Annotated in this window: 21 protein-coding genes and 1 riboswitch; of the genes, 4 read left to right on the forward strand and 17 right to left on the reverse strand. The window is 44.0% G+C overall.

What is annotated here, in order from left to right; all coding sequences use genetic code 11:
* Nucleotides 1-11 precede the first annotated feature (11 nt).
* The 7 genes from AZ46_RS05575 to AZ46_RS05605 form a co-directional block, all read right to left on the reverse strand.
* The gene (locus AZ46_RS05575) at nucleotides 12-1,022 is read right to left on the reverse strand and encodes a FecCD family ABC transporter permease (RefSeq protein ID WP_081870185.1); all 1,011 of its coding nucleotides are present in this window, start codon (nucleotides 1,020-1,022) and stop codon (nucleotides 12-14) included.
* Between the two features lie 13 nt (nucleotides 1,023-1,035).
* Nucleotides 1,036-2,010, reverse strand: a complete 975-nt coding sequence (locus AZ46_RS05580) for an ABC transporter substrate-binding protein (protein ID WP_029281039.1) — start codon at nucleotides 2,008-2,010, stop codon at nucleotides 1,036-1,038.
* 26 nt (nucleotides 2,011-2,036) lie between these two features.
* Entirely contained in the window at nucleotides 2,037-3,086 is a 1,050-nt protein-coding gene (cobT, locus tag AZ46_RS05585; RefSeq protein WP_029281037.1) for a nicotinate-nucleotide--dimethylbenzimidazole phosphoribosyltransferase, read from the reverse strand.
* Nucleotides 3,087-3,091: 5 nt separating this feature from the next.
* Complete coding sequence (locus AZ46_RS05590) at nucleotides 3,092-4,609, reverse strand: cobyric acid synthase (RefSeq protein WP_029281035.1); 1,518 nt, start codon at nucleotides 4,607-4,609, stop codon at nucleotides 3,092-3,094.
* Nucleotides 4,593-5,141, reverse strand: coding sequence for a cob(I)yrinic acid a,c-diamide adenosyltransferase (locus tag AZ46_RS05595; protein ID WP_029281033.1), 549 nt, complete (start codon nucleotides 5,139-5,141; stop codon nucleotides 4,593-4,595). The genes AZ46_RS05590 and AZ46_RS05595 overlap by 17 nt, the downstream gene beginning before the upstream one ends.
* A 122-nt stretch (nucleotides 5,142-5,263) precedes the next feature.
* Nucleotides 5,264-5,447, reverse strand: a riboswitch (cobalamin riboswitch).
* A gap of 45 nt (nucleotides 5,448-5,492) precedes the next feature.
* Entirely contained in the window at nucleotides 5,493-6,179 is a 687-nt protein-coding gene (locus tag AZ46_RS05600) for a Dph6-related ATP pyrophosphatase (protein WP_029281029.1), read from the reverse strand.
* 85 nt (nucleotides 6,180-6,264) lie between these two features.
* The gene (locus AZ46_RS05605) at nucleotides 6,265-7,515 is read right to left on the reverse strand and encodes a M20 family metallo-hydrolase (protein ID WP_029281027.1); all 1,251 of its coding nucleotides are present in this window, start codon (nucleotides 7,513-7,515) and stop codon (nucleotides 6,265-6,267) included.
* A gap of 200 nt (nucleotides 7,516-7,715) precedes the next feature.
* Between AZ46_RS05605 and AZ46_RS05610 the strand changes: the two genes are divergently transcribed.
* Both AZ46_RS05610 and AZ46_RS05615 read left to right on the forward strand, forming a co-directional pair.
* The gene (locus AZ46_RS05610) at nucleotides 7,716-7,988 is read left to right on the forward strand and encodes a hypothetical protein (protein WP_029281025.1); all 273 of its coding nucleotides are present in this window, start codon (nucleotides 7,716-7,718) and stop codon (nucleotides 7,986-7,988) included.
* Nucleotides 7,989-8,098: 110 nt separating this feature from the next.
* Nucleotides 8,099-8,548, forward strand: a complete 450-nt coding sequence (locus AZ46_RS05615; RefSeq protein ID WP_029281023.1) for a cupredoxin domain-containing protein — start codon at nucleotides 8,099-8,101, stop codon at nucleotides 8,546-8,548.
* A gap of 541 nt (nucleotides 8,549-9,089) precedes the next feature.
* Here AZ46_RS05615 and AZ46_RS05620 read toward each other — a convergent pair.
* On the reverse strand, nucleotides 9,090-10,043 hold the full coding sequence (locus AZ46_RS05620; protein WP_152554720.1) for a VCBS repeat-containing protein: 954 nt from the start codon (nucleotides 10,041-10,043) through the stop codon (nucleotides 9,090-9,092).
* Nucleotides 10,044-10,140: 97 nt separating this feature from the next.
* Between AZ46_RS05620 and AZ46_RS05625 the strand changes: the two genes are divergently transcribed.
* Complete coding sequence (locus AZ46_RS05625; RefSeq protein ID WP_029281019.1) at nucleotides 10,141-11,262, forward strand: NAD(P)/FAD-dependent oxidoreductase; 1,122 nt, start codon at nucleotides 10,141-10,143, stop codon at nucleotides 11,260-11,262.
* 62 nt (nucleotides 11,263-11,324) lie between these two features.
* On the opposite strand, the gene AZ46_RS05630 is transcribed toward AZ46_RS05625, so the two are convergent.
* The 8 genes from AZ46_RS05630 to AZ46_RS05665 all read right to left on the reverse strand — a co-directional run bounded on the left by AZ46_RS05630 (nucleotide 11,325) and on the right by AZ46_RS05665 (nucleotide 18,202).
* Complete coding sequence (locus AZ46_RS05630; RefSeq protein WP_029281018.1) at nucleotides 11,325-12,110, reverse strand: phosphatidate cytidylyltransferase; 786 nt, start codon at nucleotides 12,108-12,110, stop codon at nucleotides 11,325-11,327.
* Between the two features lie 161 nt (nucleotides 12,111-12,271).
* A complete protein-coding gene (locus tag AZ46_RS05635; protein ID WP_029281016.1) occupies nucleotides 12,272-13,471 on the reverse strand; it encodes a hypothetical protein in 1,200 nt (399 codons plus the stop codon).
* Nucleotides 13,472-14,611 carry a HesA/MoeB/ThiF family protein gene (locus AZ46_RS05640; protein WP_029281014.1) on the reverse strand — a complete coding sequence of 380 codons (1,140 nt, stop codon included), beginning with the start codon at nucleotides 14,609-14,611 and terminating at the stop codon, nucleotides 13,472-13,474. It lies immediately after the preceding gene.
* Nucleotides 14,612-15,077: 466 nt separating this feature from the next.
* Nucleotides 15,078-15,353, reverse strand: a complete 276-nt coding sequence (locus tag AZ46_RS05645; protein ID WP_029281012.1) for a DUF1292 domain-containing protein — start codon at nucleotides 15,351-15,353, stop codon at nucleotides 15,078-15,080.
* Nucleotides 15,354-15,426: 73 nt separating this feature from the next.
* Nucleotides 15,427-16,680: an MFS transporter gene (locus tag AZ46_RS05650; protein ID WP_029565705.1), complete on the reverse strand. Its 1,254-nt coding sequence runs from the start codon at nucleotides 16,678-16,680 to the stop codon at nucleotides 15,427-15,429.
* Nucleotides 16,681-16,802: 122 nt separating this feature from the next.
* Nucleotides 16,803-17,177 carry a nucleotide excision repair endonuclease gene (locus tag AZ46_RS05655; protein ID WP_029281009.1) on the reverse strand — a complete coding sequence of 125 codons (375 nt, stop codon included), beginning with the start codon at nucleotides 17,175-17,177 and terminating at the stop codon, nucleotides 16,803-16,805.
* 78 nt (nucleotides 17,178-17,255) lie between these two features.
* A complete protein-coding gene (locus AZ46_RS05660; protein ID WP_029281007.1) occupies nucleotides 17,256-17,573 on the reverse strand; it encodes a hypothetical protein in 318 nt (105 codons plus the stop codon).
* Between the two features lie 47 nt (nucleotides 17,574-17,620).
* Nucleotides 17,621-18,202, reverse strand: coding sequence for a cysteine dioxygenase (locus tag AZ46_RS05665; RefSeq protein WP_152554721.1), 582 nt, complete (start codon nucleotides 18,200-18,202; stop codon nucleotides 17,621-17,623).
* A 105-nt stretch (nucleotides 18,203-18,307) separates the two neighbouring features.
* Between AZ46_RS05665 and AZ46_RS05670 the strand changes: the two genes are divergently transcribed.
* A complete protein-coding gene (locus AZ46_RS05670) occupies nucleotides 18,308-18,610 on the forward strand; it encodes a hypothetical protein (protein WP_029281004.1) in 303 nt (100 codons plus the stop codon).
* A 14-nt stretch (nucleotides 18,611-18,624) separates the two neighbouring features.
* Here AZ46_RS05670 and AZ46_RS21860 read toward each other — a convergent pair whose 3' ends face one another.
* On the reverse strand, nucleotides 18,625-18,786 hold the full coding sequence (locus AZ46_RS21860) for a hypothetical protein (protein ID WP_161781197.1): 162 nt from the start codon (nucleotides 18,784-18,786) through the stop codon (nucleotides 18,625-18,627).
* Nucleotides 18,787-18,829: the final 43 nt, after the last annotated feature.

The following is an 18,829-nucleotide window of genomic DNA, read 5'->3' on the forward strand; positions in this document are numbered from 1 at the left end:
CTCCTCCTTTCTCATCCGTGCTTTTGTCTCCGGTTCTTCACCAGCAAAAAGGTAAAGATGGGTGAGCCGATCAGGGCTGTGATCACACCGATCGGCAGCTCCTTCGGTGAAATGATGGATCTTGCAAGCAAATCCGCAAGCACCAGATATCCGCCGCCAATCAGCATAGACAGCGGGAGAACGTGCCGGTGGTTTGGCCCTGCAAGCAGTCTGACGAGATGAGGAATCACAAGACCGACAAAGCTGATGGCCCCGGAAACAGCAACGGCGCTCCCTGTAAGGATCGACGCGGCTATTAAAATAATCGTTTTTTTCGTTTTTACATTCATCCCGGCAAACTGCGCAGACTGCTCGCCAAGTGCCAGATTGTTCAGTTCCCTGTAATGATAGAGGATGATCAGTGCACCTATTATAAAAAAGGGGAAAATCAGCTGAACATGCCCCCATCCTCTCATTGAGACACTTCCCATGATCCAATAGAGAATTTGACTGATGTCCTCACGCGGAACAAGCGCGATTAGCAGCGAGATAAAGGCACTGATAAAGGAAGAAACAATAATGCCTGCAAGGATAATGGTTTCATTCGTCAGCTTTCCGCTTGCCAGCTGGGTGAGAGCAAAAACAATGAGCAGCGTGATCATTCCGAAAAGGACAGCTATGACCGGGAGCGTAAAATGGCCTAAAACCGTCAGCTGAATTTGGAAAAAGATAATGATGACTGCCCCGAGCGAAGCTCCTGACGAAACACCGATTGTATAAGGATCTGCAAGCGGGTTCTGCAGCAGCCCCTGGAAAGCCGCTCCCGCCAACGAAAGAGAGGCTCCAACAAAAAAGGCAAGAAGCACTCTTGAAAACCTGATTTCCCAGATAATCATTTCTGTGCTCTGCTCCCCGTTATAAAGAGGTACATGAAAGATCTTGCCGGCAAGAATGTTTAAAATATCAGGGACGGTCACTTGAACCGCCCCAGCCAAAACTCCTAAAAGGATGCTGCATGCTGCAAAGCAGACAGCGCCTATCATCAAGAGCCAATTTCTATTTCTTGAAGATGTCTGGATAGATAAGTCTGCCAAGCTCTTCAGCTCCATCCGCAAGACGAGGTCCCGGACGGGTGACCAGGTCACTGTTTACATCAAACACTTGTTTCGACTGAACGGCTTTAATGGAGTTCCACCCGCTTCTTGAAAGAACTTGCTCTGCTGGGTTTTCAACATAGTAGCCATACGTTGTGATGATGGTATCCGGATTGCTGCTGACGATCTTCTCTTCATCCATTTTGACCCAGCCTTCTTCAGAAGCCGCTACGTTCTCTGCGCCGATCATCTCAAGCATTTCGTTCATAAAGGTTCCTTTGCCTGTCGTGTAGATCTCAGGCTGAGGCGACACTTCAATCCAGACGCGTTTCGGATCTTTTACCTCTTTGGCTTTTTCTTTTATGGAAGCAACTTTCTTGTCCATATCATTTATGATGCTGTCTGCCTTATCCAGCGTGTCTGTTGCTTTTCCGATAGTTCTGATAGCCGTGTAAACTTGATCAAATGAAGTCTGTGAACCAACGATGAAAACCTTTATGCCCGCAGCTTCATACTGCTTGATGATTTCGCCGTGATTTTGTGCATGGTAATCCTGCAAAAATGCGATATCAGGCTGAAGGGCAATGATTTTTTCAGCATTCATGTCCTGGGCACCGACTTTTTCTTTTTGTGCAGCTGCTTCCGGATAATTGTCATAGTCGGATACTCCGACAATTTCATCCCCGAGTCCAAGAGCGAAAAGGATTTCCGTCGTGCTCGGAAGCAGGGACACGATTTTCTCCGGCTTTTCCTCTAAGGTTATTTCATTTCCTGCATCATCTGTGACCGTTACTGGAAAAGAAGCTTCACTTTTTTCAGCCTGCTCTTTCTTTGTGCCGGCAGGCTGTGTTTGGTCTCCTTGTGCACAGCCGGAAAGGATGCCTGCAAGAAGCATCAGGATCAGGGTTATTCGAGTAAAATATGTAGGTAATTTCATAGGTTTTTCCGCCTTTATTCAATTTTTTAAATATGTTCTTTTGAAACACCTGCAGAATCAAACGTGGCCATGTTCTTAACCATGTCTGATGCTGCCTGGACAAAAGGGAAAACAAGGGCAGCCCCGGTCCCTTCTCCAAGCCGCAGTCCCATTGAAACAAGCGGTTTTTTGCCCAGCCTGTCCAAAATTAAAAGGTGCCCAGGTTCAACCGACAGGTGTCCTGCAATCATATAATCCTTAGCATGTTCCGTTAAATGTGCTGCCAATAGAGCTGCAGTCGTGCAAATGAAGCCATCGAGCAGAACAGGAATCCTGCTGTAAGCTGCAAAGAGCATGGCTCCTGCCATTGCGCCGATTTCAAATCCGCCAACCTTTGAAAGAACATCCAGCGGGTCATTTGGATTCGGCCTGTGAAGCTCGAGCGCCCTGCGGATGATCTCTGATTTAAACGAAATTTGTTTCGAATCAATGCCTGTTCCTCTTCCAGTCAGATCTTCCGGTTTGATTCCGGTCAGGGCAGCTGAAATGGCGCTGCTCGAAGTTGTGTTGCCGATGCCCATTTCACCGGGAATCAGCAGCTTTGCGCCCCTTTCAATGGTTTCTTCCGCGAGCCTCATTCCCATTTGAATGCTCCTAAGTGCATCTTTTCGCGACATGGCAGGCTCAGCTGCGAAATTTTTTGTGCCGTATCCGATTTTCTCGGTTCTTACACCGGGTATGTCTGCTTTAACGCCTGCGTCCACGATTTCAAGGAGTCCGTTTACGCGCTTTGTGAACACATTAATTGCAGCTCCGCCTGCTAAAAAATTTCTGACCATTTGACCTGTCACTTCCTGCGGATAAGCAGAGATGCCTTCTTCAGCAATCCCATGGTCCGCTGCAAAGACAATCACGCCAGGAGGTGAAACATCGGGTTTTACTTCTCCTGTCATTTCTGCTAACTGTACGGCTAATCGTTCAATTTCACCGAGACTTTGTAAAGGTTTGGTCAGTGTGTTTATGTATGCTTCTGCCTCCTGTCCCTTTGCTTTGTCTAACGGTTTTATCGCATCAATAATCTGATAAACATCAATCATTTTTTTCACCTCCTTTTCATGATTTCATAGATTCTATCTAAATCCAATGCAGCTCTTACATGATCTGCAAGCCTGTCAAATTCTCTTTCTTTCAATTCGCGAAAGAAGAGCGAGCGCTCAATCGGCTGCAGCCCTTTTTTGCTCCGGAGCCTGTTCAAAAAGCGCCATCTGAATGCGTCGTTGTGAAACACATCGTGCAAATAAGTTCCCATTGCGTGACCTTTTGTGTACCCTTCACCGGTCCCTTTCTGGATTGAAAATGGTGAAGGAGCATCAGACAGCAAAGTTTGTCCCATGTGAATCTCGTAACCTGAAAGAGTAAGGTCTTCATATCCTGAGACGGCACAAGGTCCTTCCGTCCGAATGGTTTTCTTATCCGCATACAGGACAGTTGACACAGGGAAAATGGCAAGCCCGTCCTGTTCTATAATGCCGGATTCGACGCCTACTGGATCAGACAGTTTTTCTCCCATCATTTGATACCCGCCGCATATCCCGATGATATGGGTTCCATTTTTATAAGCAGACAGCACTTTGTCAAAAAGTCCGGTCTCTTTTAAAAAATGAAGGTCTTCAGCTGTGTTTTTACTGCCTGGCAGGACAATAAGATCAGGCCGGCCAAATGCAGAGGCTTTTCTGACAAAGCGGATATTCACATCAGGCTCCAGTCTAAGAGGATCGATATCTGTAAAATTAGACAGTCTTGGGTAGGCAAGAACTGCAACATCCAAATCTCCCTCAAGATTTGTGCCTTGGGAGTACTGATTGAGGACGAGAGAGTCTTCGCCATCAATTTCAAGGTCCGGTATAAACGGGAGAACACCAACAACGGGTATTCCTGTGTACTCCTCAAACCATTGGAGCCCCGGTTTAAGCAGGTCAAGATCTCCCCTGAATTTATTAATAACAACTCCGGCAACCCGTTTGCGGTCTTTTTCCGCAAGAAGCTGGAGCGTTCCGACAAGACTTGCAAATACCCCTCCTCTATCGATGTCTCCAACTAGTAAAACAGGGGCATCCGCAATCTCTGCAACGCGCATGTTGACAAGCTCACGGTCATTTAAATTGACTTCAGCAGGAGACCCCGCCCCTTCAATCACGACCGCGTCATACTTGCTTATCAGGTTGTGCAAAGAATTTTTTATCGCATTAAGACCAAGGTTGAAAAAATCCTGCCTGTATGCTCCGGCGTTCATGACTGCAAAGGGTCTGCCGTGAAAAACCACCTGGGATTCCATTTCACCTGAGGGTTTAATTAAGATCGGATTCATGTCAGTGTCAGCTTCTATTCCTGCTGCTTCTGCCTGAATACCCTGTGCTCTTCCGATCTCTTTGCCGTCTTTTGTTATGTATGAATTTAATGCCATGTTCTGTGATTTAAAGGGAGCCGTTTTATACCCGTCCTGACTTAAAATCCTGCACAGTGCGGTTGTCAGAATGCTTTTGCCTGCATCCGAATGAGTCCCCTGAATCATGAGTCGAAGCGCCTTTTTTTCCCCATTTTCATTAATATTCAATTCCATAAATGGCGTCGACACCTTCATCGTAATAATGCTTTTCAACGTCGATCACAGAGACGAGATCAGCTATTTCCCTGATTTCCTTTTTGGCGTTTCTGCCTGTCAGGACAAGGTGGACATGAGGGGGACGGTTTTGAATGGTCCAAATGACGTCTTCAAGAGGCAGAACATCGTCCACAGGAAAAGTCTGAATGGCAAGGGCATTATTGATTTCGTCAAGAATGACAACATCAGAGTCCCCGCTCAGAATGGATTCTTTTGCTTTTATCCAAGCCAGTTTTAAAGCTTCCCGGTGAATCTCGGGTGTTTTAGTCCAGGTAAACCCGGCCCCGAGCTGCTGAATACTGACTCCGGGCAGAGCATTCAGTATCGTTCTCTCGCCGTAAGTCCGCTCAGGTGATTTAATAAATTGCAGGATGGACACGTTCATTTGTCTTCCGGCAGCCCGCACGGCAAGACCAATTGCTGCTGTCGTTTTTCCTTTTCCATTGCCTGTATAGACCAGCACTCTTCCTTTTTCATTTTTTATCGCCATACATCCATCTCCCATCTTTTTTGCCAATATAAAAAGGCCCTGACTGAAGACAGTCAAGGCCTAAATAAGCATAGTGAACTAACGCATACAGGGGTCCTGACTCGTTCTTCCCACCGAAAAACAAGCAAAAATCAATTAAAGCAGGTCTCCTGGCTTTGCGCTTCATCTTGTTACTTGAGCCTTCCCGACATTAGAGTCAGTGGCGATTCAGTTCAATCTGCGCTTACAGTAGCGGGGGCTGCGCCGGATTTCCACCGGCTTCCCTATTATCCTGAGTATTCAGGCACTTTAAAAGAATCATATTTTTTGTTCATTGTAATCTATAAAACTGGAAAAGTCATCAAGATTTTTTCATGTTGTTGTTTTTTCTCTTAATTCGGCTTTCTCAATCTCCAGTCTTTTTGTCGTTTCCAGTTGAAGAACGTTACCGAATGCAATCTGGATTTCCTTTTTGAACAGCGGCCCGTCATAGACGAATGTATGGTATTCACCTGCCTCGCCCATAGGGCATATCTCTGTTTCTAAGGCGCGGTCAATAAATCGCTGATTAACCTCCATTCCGAGCCAGGATGGATCAAGCTTGTCATCTCTAACTCTGATTACAGCGGCTTTATATCCGCTTTCCGCAAATTGCTGAAGGGCATATATGGCGTTCTCTTTTTCCATCCATAAAGGGTAAAGCGGTTCAAGGCCCGCTGCTTCAGAGGCTTTTTCGCCCCACTCCCGGTGCTCCTCCAAGTAAAGGTCGCCGAAAGCAATACTTGTCAGGCCGTATTGTTCCTTCAACTCTTTCAGCGCACCGATAAAGTGATCCGTATAGCTATCATAGGTGCATGATATAAAATGCACCGGTATTTCAAGCGCAAGACTTTGCTGTTTGATCGCATCTATTTTCTCTCCGTGCCCGAATGTTCTTCCTGTTTCAGCCGGAACCGTCGTTATAAGGCATGCGATTTCATGCCCCTCGGCTGCAAGTTTATGAAGGGCCATGCATCCGTCTTTCCCTCCGCTCCAGGATACAGCTGTTTTCTTTTTCATTCACGTCCACCATCCCATCAAGAGTATAGCCTTGATTATGATGGGTTCAGAATGTTTAGTCAAAAAGAAAAATAGACAGCTTTGTCTATTTCACTGCCAATTTTAAGGCTGTCCTGTACAGCAGCTCTGTTCCAAGCGATATATCTCCCATCGTTGAAAACTCCTTTGGATTATGGCTGATGCCGTCTTTGCAGCGGACAAAAATCATCCCGTAATCACATTCATAAGACATCGCGAGTGCATCATGAAAAGGTCCGCTCATCAGTTCAGGCGCATCCAGACCAATCTCCTTGCTCGCTGCCCTCATAGTATTCATAATGTCCTCCGAGCAATAGCGCGGTTCACTGTTTGTGTCTTCAGAAACCGTATATGTCAGTCCGTGATCCTCGCAGATCAAATGCAGCCGTTTTCTCAACTGATTTTCTATGATATTTCTTCTTTCCATTTGAATATCCCTGAGATCTACCGTAAACATCACTTTTTCAGGTATGATGTTCCGTGAATCAGGAAAAACCTTCAGGCTCCCGACGGTCCCCACTGTGGGTGCAGATGGATCTTCTGAAGCGAGATCATTCAGGGCAACTATGACCTTTGCCGCTCCAACTAAAGCATCCTGTCTCATGTGCATTGGCACAGAACCGGCGTGGCCTGCAAAGCCTTCAAGCTCAACTGTCAGCCATAGCGGTCCCGAAATGCCTGTTACAATCCCGACTGGTGCATCCTTCGCTTCCAGAACCGGTCCCTGTTCAATGTGCAGCTCAAGGTAGGCTGAAATGCTTCCAGGAGAGTACTCTGACTCCTTAAATCGCTCGGGATCACATCCGAACGAAAGCAGCGCATCCCGCCGTGTTATGCCATCTTTATCCTTCCGGTCAAGTTCTCCCTCTTCCAGTTTGCCGAGAATCCCTCTTACACCAAATAATCCTTTATTAAATCGCGCTCCCTCTTCATCACAAAAAGCAGCAACTTCAATTGGCATATCCGGTTTCACTGAATTCTCCTGCAGCGTCTGAACTGCTTCGATTGCCCCTAGAACACCGATGACTCCATCAAATCTTCCGCCATAAGGCTGCGAATCAATATGGGACCCGAGCATAAGGACAGGTGCTTCAGCTCTTTTCCCCTCAAGCCTGCCAATCAGATTTCCAAAGTGATCAATCCGTGCGGCAAGGCCTGCTTCCTCCATCCAGCCTTTGACTGTTTCCATTGCCTGTTTATCTTCTTTTGACAATGCGAGCCTTGAAACTCCGGTTTCGCCAATTCTTCCTATTTCAGCGAGTTTATGAATTCTTTCTTCTAATCGGGTTTTATTGATGGTCAGTGTCTGTTCAGGCATGTATGACCCTCCTTTAAAAGTAATAGAATATTCTGTCTTTATACTATAGGAAAACGGAGCTCTTTTCATTTTTCTAAATGTAAAAGGATTCAACCTAAGTTCTTACACTTTGTCCATTTCTGCCGTTCTATTGTGCTTTTCCGGTGAAACCGATAAACTATAAGAGATAACGAATATCGGCCACTGGAGGTCTTCTTTTCATGAAAGCAAGGTATGAACTTGATAAAATGCAAATTACATTAAGCAATGTGACTCTGAGGCATTTTGCGGACAGTTATGTTCTGCTGAAAGCAGCAGATGAAAATAAGAATGAAGTCACGATAAAGCTCTCTCACGATCAGGCTGATTTCCTTGAAGCTGAATTCAGAGAACTGAACCGCAGGAGAAGAACATACTCTGAAGTTTATCGGGAGATTGATGAGGAAGAAGATTCTTATAACTTGTTTTCACCGGAATTTTTAACTGAAGAATAACAAAAAGGATGTCTGGGGCCGGACATCCTTTTTTTGCGCTTAAAAACAGCAGACAAGTTTCCCCCGGACGGGCATATAGTATGGTAATCAACTGCTCTGGGAGGGAAAATATGAGATTTGTAGTTATAAGAAAAAAATGGATTGTGATTGCTGCTGTTCTTTTTGCGGTTATTGGCTCCGGAAGCTGGTTTTATCTGAATCAGGATGCAGCTGAGGTCATTTCCGCCCAGCATGCAGATGAGAAGGCAGAAATCCATATGGTGACCGGAGAATTCACATCTAAAACGGATGACGGGCGAAAAATTGAGGCGTACCGTTTTGATCCCGGCTCAATTACAATTCAAAAAGGTGAAGCCGTTACGTTGACCATCCACGGAGTAAATGGCGCGGAGCATCCCTTCAGGATTGAAGGAACAGACATAAAAGGTGTGGTCAAAAAAGGTGAAAAAGCGGTCATACCTTTAAAATTTGATGAAGAAGGAACCTACCGCCTAATTTGCGATACGCATTCCAGCCATGGCCAGGGTGCGCCGATGATTGCTTATATTGTTGTGGATTAATACTTTAAAAGAGAGCTGATAAAAATTCAGCTCTCTTTTTTTTAGCTAAACGGCCGAGTCAGCTAAGTGCTGCGGTCATGCATGGCTGGTTTAGCAGCACAAATTACCTTGCAGGACGTAACGTTAGTGCTGTAAAGCTGGTTTAACAACACAAACTCCGGTGCAGGAAGTCACGTAAGTGTTGTAAACATCATTTAACAACAGAAACTCGGGTACAGAAGGTCATGTAAGTGGTGCAAGGCTTGTTTTACAACAGAAACTCTAGTACAGGAAGTCACGATAGTGCTGCAAACCGGGTTTAACAACACAAACTCCGGGCAGGAAGTCACGTAAGTGTTGCAAACATCGTTTAACAACAGAAACTCGGGTACAGAAAGTCACGTAAGTGCTGCAAACTAGGTTTAACAACAGAAATTCAGGTGGATGAAGTCAATATAGTGCTGCAAACCGCGTTTAACAACATAAACTTGGGTTCGGGAAGTCACGATAGTGCTGCAATATTTATCTAACTGTCGTATCTTTACAGCCTGTTCCGCTTTTCTTATGTTTCTTCCCCAAACACAGCAATACTCTGCCGGTCTGTTTTAAAAGATGTGCCATCCCATTTCAGAACATTCATCATGTACCCCAGACCATCAGCGCTGTATCTGCCTGCAATGTTCTGATAGGTGTCCAGTTCGAAAATGCCGTCGCGTTCAAAGTCAACCGGGTACAGTCCCGAAAGCGGCGCGACCCACCCTTCAACAGGCTCTTTCAGTGTCCCGTCGCTGTTATAGATTTCACTCAAATACTCTTTTCCTTTATACTGAAGATCAAGCAGGTATTTTTTCGGGGGATTTGCGCTTGTCACCCTTGCTTTAAATTGATCAAGGTAAGTAACGGTATAGGTGTTTGATTTGTTGAATGATTCATCATCAAATATCAGTTTATATTGTCCTTTTTCATAGGTGTATATATAAGCATAAATGAGGCCTCCGCTTCCTCCGGTATTAATGATGACGAGGATATCGTCTTTTTTATCTCCCGCAAAATCTCCTAAAAATACGGTCGGGTCATATCCTGCATTTTCTTTGAGCGGGATTTTCTCAACCTGCCCAGTTGCTCCGTTTCTAATCTGAAGAGTGATGTTCTGCAGAAATGGGCTGTCAGGAGTCTGTGATGCCGTCAAAAAAACGGTATCCTGTATGCCGTCTCCTGTGACATCCCCGACTGCCTCTGCAGCTACAAATCTTGCTTCTTCTTTGTAAAAGTCCATGAAATAGCGACTTTTTCCTTGAAAGTGTCCTGCTGGAAACCAGCCTTGTGCTCCATGTTTCAATATGAGCACATAATCATCGTTTTGGAATCTGTAGGCTGCTGCCACCTCCAGAGCATGATCGCCATCAAAATCAGCAGCGAGCACCGCCTTGCGCATCGCAGGTTCTGTTATTTCAAGCATATAAGCACCTGCAGGCAAAAATGGTGAAATAATCGCAGTATAGTCAGCTTGATACATGCTGCACCCCGCTTTCATCAGATTTGATACTTTATCCTATGCTCTTTTATAATGAGATAGGTGCATAAGTGGAATTGAAGCAAAGGATGAGATACATATGAAGAAAATTGCTGTGATCGGGGCCGGCATTTTGGGTGCTTCCGCAGCTTATCATTTATCAAAACTTGGAGCGCAGGTGACAGTGATTGACCGCAAAGATGCAGGTCAGGCGACAGATGCAGCGGCCGGCATTGTCTGCCCCTGGGTTTCACAAAGACGAAATAAAGCCTGGTATCAGCTTGTCAAAATGGGCGCCCGCTATTATCCCGAGATGATTAGTGCGCTCAAACAGGACGGTGAAACCAGAACTGGCTATAAGCGGGTGGGCGCTCTCATTCTTCAGCAGGACCCGGAGAAAATTGAAAAAATGATCGTGCGTACGGAAAAAAGAAAGCAGGATGCTCCAGAAATTGGAGACATTATCCCGCTGACGAAAGAAGAAACAAAAGAAATGTTCCCTCTCCTGTCAGATGAGTATTTATCTGTTCTTGTAGAAGGAGCCGCACGGGTAGATGGCAGAGCTCTGAGGGATGCGTTGATCCGTGCTGCCCGGAAAAATGGTGCAGAGCTGATTGAAGGCGAGGCGGCCCTTATTTTTCAGCGTGGCCGGGTTTCAGGTGCCAGTGTGAATGGAAAAGAAATTGAAGCGGATGAAGTCATTGTCTGTGCGGGTGCCTGGGCAAATGAGCTGCTTCAGCCTCTTGGCATCCATTTTCAGGTTACCTATCAGAAAGCACAGATTGCTCATTTTAAAATGGAAACCGAGCAGACTTCAGACTGGCCCGTTCTTATGCCCCCTGCCAATCATTATCTTCTGGCATTTGATGATGGAAGGATTGTGGCAGGCGCCACACATGAGGACGATGTGAACGGCTATGATACGCGAGTGACAGCGGGAGGAATGCTTGATGTTTTTTCAAAAGCCCTTAATGTCGCTCCAGGACTTGAAGAAGGCACATTTCTCGAAGCAAGAACCGGCTTCAGGCCGTTTACCCCCGGGTTCTTGCCTGTTATCGGGCGGATTCCTGAATGGTCCGGTCTCATTGCCGCAAATGGTTTAGGGGCATCAGGACTGACGATGGGTCCATACCTCGGGCTTGAGCTTGCAAGACTTGCTCTTGGTTTAGAACCTGAAATCGATTTAGCGGATTATCCAATTACGGGTGCATTGGAAGAGTGAAAAAAAATCCCCCAAAAAGTCATAATCGACTGCTTGGGGGATTCATTTTTTTATCGCTTTTTTTAGATCAGACCTACCAGCTTCAAACCGATGAAAACAAAGATCCAGCTGTCAAGACGATCAAGAATGCCGCCATGACCCGGAAGAAGCTTTCCGGAATCCTTCACTTTAAAGTGGCGCTTCAAAGCAGATTCGACAAGATCTCCTACCTGACCGGCAATGGAAACGATGAAAATCAGCAGAAGCGTTTCTCCGTAAGAAGCAAATGGATGGAAACTTGCCTGCATAACAAGACCAATGATAAGAGCAATGATAATTCCTCCGACAGACCCTTCGATGGTTTTATTCGGGCTCACGTTTGGCGCAAGTTTACGTTTGCCAAATTTTCTTCCGACAAAATAGGCGCCTGAATCCGTTGCCCAGATCGAAATCAGTACTGCAAGCGTCCAAATCAAGCCTTCATCAATTCTTGCCTCAGCTAAAAACACAAATCCAAATCCGATGTAGAGAACACCTATCAGGAGCGTGCCTGCTTTTTCAATGGAATATTCAATGTTAAAGATGGTTGAGGTTAAGAAAAACAAGACCAGTGCCAGCAGCACTTTAATCTGAATGATTTCAAATGTCACATTCAGAAACGGCAGCAGCGGCAGGAACAAAAGGACAATCCCGATAATCCCCACAAAATACTTCGTGCCGTACTTTCTGATTTTGATAATGGTCGTTAATTCATGAAAGGCGATAATGGCCAAAATCAGTGCCAAATAAGTAAACCAGAATGCCCCTACATAAAAGGGAATCATGAACAGAATTAAGATAATGATGCCTGTAATCACACGTTCTTTCATTCTTTGCTACACTTCCTTATCTTTTTTTCCATTAATTGATTGTACTATAAAGAAAGGAAAAACGAAAAACAATTCTTTGAAAAGGTCATATTAATTCGCTTTTCATTAATAATCATGCAGTCTGACCAATGAAAAAAACATGCAAGTGGATCTTTGCATGTTTAAGTCGCTTCATTTGAGCTTATAGGTAGAGTACCCGTTTTGCTTCCTTTATATTTACTTGCTGCACCGATGCTCCAAATTACAGCATTAACAGATAAGATTGCCAGGGTGATGATGCCGTCCCAAAATAGCCAGCTGTTTAACGAATAGACGGAAAGCTGCACCATTGTCTGCTTCAGAAGCACGTAAAGCCCCGGAAGACTGTACAAGAACAATAATCCTGCTGCTATGATGCCGCCTATAAGGTAACATGATGCAAAGCTTTTAACATAGGACATTTCTTTTACGGATAATTCTTCTTTCAGGCTTTCTCCACGATCTTTTTTCCTCATATACCCCGTCATTATTTCTTTTGCATAACCGTGGAGGCTTGGCATGTTCAGCTTGTTCATAATCAGGAAATAGATATCTGTCCGCAAAAAAATCAAAAGCTGCCAGGCAAATCTCATCACAAGAAGCAGCGTAATCATTTTCAGTAGCTTCAAGGCAAATCCTGCAGCTGCCATCTGACCGGCTAACGATAAAAAGAGAAGAAAGGAATCAACAGCCATTCCTGCAGCATAGGGCAAATACCTTTTCTGCTTGGAAACGGACCAGAGCCCCGTCATATCTGCTTCGACCACAAGCCAGTAAAATCTCAGGCTCAAATTAAATTTAACTGGTATGCCGAGTCTTAAAGCAGCTAAATAATGGCCCAGTTCATGAAGAATGGTCAGAGGCCAGGATATGAAAAATAATAACAATAGACTGAGCCCTGTTGCTTCTGCTGCCCAAAAATCTTTGTAGACAGGACGCAATTCGGGAATACCTGCAATCATACCTATACTGAGAAGAAAAAACAGGACATAACATACTTGACTGATCGGGTGAAAGATGACGGAGGCTGCAGCAAAAAGAGATTTGCTGACAGGTTTTTCATCTGGCGGTATTAAAAACACTTTCCCGTCAATCGAATAGATCAACTCAAGCTCATGAAGAGTTTCGACAAAATCTAAAACATCCGCATCCATTTGTTCGTTTCTCAGCTGTTCAGAGATTTCGTTCAGCGTTTTGACACCGTCCAGCATATGGATGATGTGCACAGCTTCATAAGGGACCCGGATAAATGTACCGCTGACTGGGTCTCCTACTGTAAATTCTTCTCCGTCTGCCTGAACAGAAAGTTTAGCCGTTACTTTAGAATCTAATGTTATATTCATTCAGACCCTGCTTTCTTTAGATAATTCCAGAATCATATTCAGGTCTGCAGGCTCATCTGAGTTCATATGGCCATTGCACGTCGGACAGCCCGATGCTTTCTTCCATAGAGTTTCAGATAATCGCTCAAATGAAAGACTGCTGATTTCAAGAGACGAAGATTGATGGTCGGCCCTTTCATATCCCGCAATTAATTTAGCCAGTTCATTTGTTACGAGACCTGTGATCATCGCGATATTAGGAGCAAATGCTGTGTTTCTCTTCTGAAAAGAAGCCCCATACACAGCTTTTAGCTGGTGGATAAATTCTGGCGCCTCCCGTAAACTGTTCAGCAAGTAGCAATCAAAGCACCCGTTACCTTCACCAGGAACATATTTTTGGAGAATAATACTCGTGTGTCCAATGCCTCCAAGAATGTAAGGCTTGCCTAATTTGACACAGGCAAAATTCACCCATCTTGTAGATAATATGCTTGGCTGATCGATCCCGTTTATGACAATATCCGATTCCCTTATGACTGGCAGCAAACTCTTTGCATCTTCAATTTTCACATTATGTACTTCAATATCAATTTCACTGTTAATCTTTTTTAAGCGATCACTTGAAGCCTCTGTTTTAAGTTTTCCAATGTCGTCTTCACAGTATAGAAACTGGCGGTTAAGGTTGCTGAGTTCAACCGAATCATAATCAAGCCCAATAATTCTGCCTGTTCCCATTCCTGCAAGGGCAGCTGCTGTTAAACTGAAGCCTCCGAGTCCAAGCAGGGCAACCGTTGTATGTTTAAATGTCTCCTGGTATGTGAATCTGCTTTTCTTTAGAGTTGAAAAATTGGAAAAGTAGTTAAGATTTGAACGATATCTTTCCCGTTCATTTTCATTTAGAGACGTGTATTTGACTGCAGAAGCATCTTCAACAAGTCCATATTCATCAAGGTCATTCAAAATTTCAAGCAAATCCGCATGATCTATGTTCATTTCATTTGCAAGCTCCACCGTATTTCGTGTTCCGTCCATCAGGTTCAGCAGATCCCGGACACTTCCATCAAGATCTTCAAGTTCAAGATTGCCATCCTCTTTGCCGATCTGGACTTTGCCGTCAAATACGATGATCGGGGTATATATTGTTTTTAAGACAGGGTTCATCTGCTTTTTCAGCTCCTTCATACTAAAAAAGGCTTTAGGGACTCTGATGCTTGTCCTAAAGCCTTTTATTCATTACGCGTGATGGTTTACAAGAGCAACCAGCTTTTCAACCTTTTTGATTTTAATTTTCTTCATCCTGACAGCCTCCCCTGTTTTTATTTAATCCATATTTATGTAAATATTGAATTATAATGTAATAGTAAAAAATAGTGGAAATTATGTCAATATTTGAATTATTTCATTTATTATGACTTTTTACCTGTTTGGAAAGCTTAAGAGAAAAGAAGAATAGAAAAAATTTTAATAATTACCATTTTCTTCTTGCGGGATGAATAGATCATGTCTAAATTAATTTATGTCAGTATAGTTGTTTTCTCATAAAAAATGATTCTTTTTTCCTGCGCCATTCCGACCTTTTTTGCATAAAAAAACCGCCTGCATTCAAGCAGACGGCTCCGGGTATGTATTAGTTTGACTCTTCTTCTTCCATCATCTGGTCAAATGCAGACGAAACTTTGTCGAATTCTTCGTCTGTTTCAATCGCAGAAAAATCGCCTTCTTCATCAACCTTCAAAAAGTAAATATCGATATCTTCATCTGTGTCTTCCTGAATTTCTTCAACAAACCCTACTGCCACGTACTCTGATCCTTCAACAGTCAGCACGCCAAGCACCTCTACCTCGTGCTCCTGATTGTTCTCGTCGCTAATTGTAAAGATTTCTCCAATTTCAATCGGTTCCATGTTTTTGAACCCCTTTCAAGCATTCTTCTTGCATTCATTTTATTATACCATTTGTTTCTTGCAGAAATACAGCTCAGACAGCCGCTCTTTTTTGAACCACAGTTGTTTTTTCTTCCTTAAACACGATGTAAAAGTAAATGGCGCCTGCTAGATAAATGATGCCGGTCAGGCTGAAAACATTGGCATATCCCCAATAGGAGCCATATTCAGCGACAACATAAGCAGACACAGGACCCATCGCCGCCCAGCCGAATGAAAAAGCCATCTGGCTTAAGGAATTTGCTATTCCTTTTTGATGATCCGGCACTTTTCTCATCATGAGGGAGGTTTGTATCGGATTGCCTGCGTTCATCAACGCCTGGCGGAATAGAAATCCGATGACGGCAAGATAAATGTTTGTTGTAAATCCAGTAATCAGCAAAAATGGCAGGGACAGCAGCTGCAGCAGGACAACCGCCTTTACTTCTCCCATTCTGCTGACAATCGCAGGTCCAATCAGCATTGCGACCGCGGTTGCGCCTTGACCGAGCGAGAGGATAATTCCAATGGCAGAAAAGGAAATGTCAAACCGGTCTGCAAAATACAGATTTAAATACGGGATGACAAGACCTGATCCAAGCCCGATGATGGCCTGTGCGCCAACAAAGAGGATGACCAGCTTCCAATTCTGATTGCCGTCCGCTGTTTCTTTTAGCTTTTTAGGTTTCTGCCGTTTTCTTTCTTCTTTCATCAGAAGAACAGGAAAAAGTCCTGCCAGGTAAACACCGCTTCCAATCAGCAGTGTCAGCCTCAAACTGTCTGTTGATTGCAATCCTGCAAACGTAAAGAGGTCAGTCAAAACTCCGCCGGCAAGATTGCCGATGACGCTTGCCGCCATCATCACCGCAAAGTGAAAACTGAAAAGCTTGCTTCTTTCCTTTTCAGTTGAATTTTCGGCAAGCCATGGAATCATGGACACCTGAATAAAAGACATGAAAATACCGCTGCCAAATGCGAATACAAGCAAAAGGAGCTCCCATTCTATTACTGACCTGCCTATCATCAGAACAGCAGAAAGAGCCGCTCCGACAGCCATCATATTTTTCCTTCCCTTTCGGTCACTTAAAAAACCTGCAGGAACAAGAAAAAACGTCTGAGCAAGAGCAGTCAGGGCAATGACGTTTCCATTGGTCTGTTCACTGTACCCAAGATCTTTCAAGTACAGGTTATAAAGGGTCATAAAAATACCCATTCCAATCTGAATGAGAATATTAGCCATAAAGGCCAATTTGACGTTGCTGCTGTAAGAGCCATAATCTGTTTTAAAACCCCGGAAATAAGTGATCATCAAGATATTTCGCCTCACTAAATAGTTCATCTTCTATTATCATAAGACAATCTCCTGAAATCGCCTATCTTTATTTTCTTAAAAATAAAAAAACATCCAGCCCAGCCGGATGTCTGTTTTTCTTATTTATAAAAAACCTTCTCAACATTATATTTCGCCTGAAGCTCATTGATCAGATACGTTTCGTAAATTTCGCGTTCCATCGGGCTTTCAACGATGCAAACGGCAATTTCGTGCACTTCATCGCGGTGATTTTTGATTGGAGAAACCTGATCCTCAAAATGCTTTTTAATGCGCTGTCTAAGCTTGCGAGCTTTTCCTACAAACAAAAGCTCATCGTTAATATTAAAGAACATAAAAATTCCGCCTTTATCGCGGGGAATTTTATTGTAATCTGTAAAGCCGTATTCGCTGCTGAGAGGAGCTTCTACAGGCTGTCCTTTTACAGGGTTTCTTGTCAGTACAACGTCTGATCTTGGTATATCGATTTTTATCATTAATTACACTTCCTATATTCTTGTTTTTAAAACAACTTATGTATTATCTCATATTGGCGCATAGGATTGCTACCGTTTTTAATAAATGATTTTGCGGCCGTCAATCAGGTAAAAATGCTTGTCTTTTTCAGCAAACTGCACATTTTCTCCTTTTTCAACCCTTTCAAAAACAGATGACGAAACGGCAAACACCTTCCCGGTCGATAACCTTACTCTATACACGGCCTTTTTTTGAACATTGATTCCTGTTTCTGCTATGGAATCTTCCCGGATTTTTTCCATGATCTCTCCGTTGAGCGTGTTAACCGTCAATTCTTTTTCTATAAAGCCTGTCCACGCCAGATACAGGCAAAATCCAGTCAGAAACAGAACAGCTGTATGGAAGAAAACTCGCATGTATAATCACCTCTTTATAGTTATACCCAAAAAGAAACGCTGCAGACTCAGTCCGCAGCGCTCTTAAGCTTTATTTCTTTCACTTGCTGCCGGAGGTCATCCGGCCACCATGCACCGCAGTCATCCGAAACCACACAGGCAGCGCACTTCTCTAAATCGTACACTTTCATGCCCGTGATAGGCGGTGCGTAAAGGTGAAGAGTTATCAGGCCGGTATTGCCGGCTTCAGCCATTTTGTGGACGCCGAATTTGGGTGCAAAAAAGGTCTTTCCTTCTCTTTTCAGTTCCGTGAAGAGTTCAGAAGGAAGTGCTTCGCCTTTTACCTTATACACCGTATTTCTGGACACACCGTTTATAACCTGTATCCATCCGAATGAATACCCGTGGTCATGAGGTGCACACTCAAGGTCAGACCAGTTCATGACAAGCAGTTCAAGGTGTTCATTTTTATAAAGAAGTTTTCTGTAATATGGTTTGCTCCTGTCCTCTTTTATGAGAGGCATCAGCTCCTCTTTTTGAATGTTTAATCCAATCAGCGCTTTATAAAGCTCTTCCTTTGAAGCTGTTTTTACGCCATCCAGGATAAAGGTGATTCTTTCTGAAAGATTCAGGTGGCATCCCTCCCGCATTTTTAAGCCTTACTCCATTCCTATGCTCAGAAAACTTATCCTTATGAGGCTTCTGCATGTGATATGATGAAGGATGCAGAATATTTAACAGTTAGGAGCATGAACGTGAATTCGAAAGAAACGCAAGAACAAATCATCCGCAACTATCAGCGGGATGAGCAAATGATGGTCCTTGTCTTTGCCCAGTGGTGCGTAAATAATGACCTGAACCCTAAAGAGCTGTATGCGCGTGCCTACCCTGCCCAACTTGAAAATGCCGAATTAAAACAAGCAATCGAGCTCACTGTCCCGAAAGAGGAAGCAGGAGAAATAGCGGATCATACCCTGCTTGGCGTCCTGTCCCTATTCGGAAATGATGATTTGGCCTTTGTCGTAACAGATGAAATCTCAAAAAGAAAAAAAGGCTAAAAAAAAGATCCCGATTATTTCATCAGGGATCTGAACGTTGCATCTGCTTGTTTCTTCACTTCAGTCTGCAGTTTCTTCCATTGAAGAAAGACTCTGAATTCATCCTTTGTTTTTTCTGAACGCGAGGCGGTTATAACGAGCTCCCTCACTTCTTCATCTTCATGATGTTTGCCCATATTCTGTCCCTCCTGAAGCATGTTTCTAAATGATTCGTTTTAA

The sequence above is a fragment of the Metabacillus indicus LMG 22858 genome, from assembly GCF_000708755.2.
Lineage (GTDB): Bacteria > Bacillota > Bacilli > Bacillales > Bacillaceae > Bacillus_P > Bacillus_P indicus.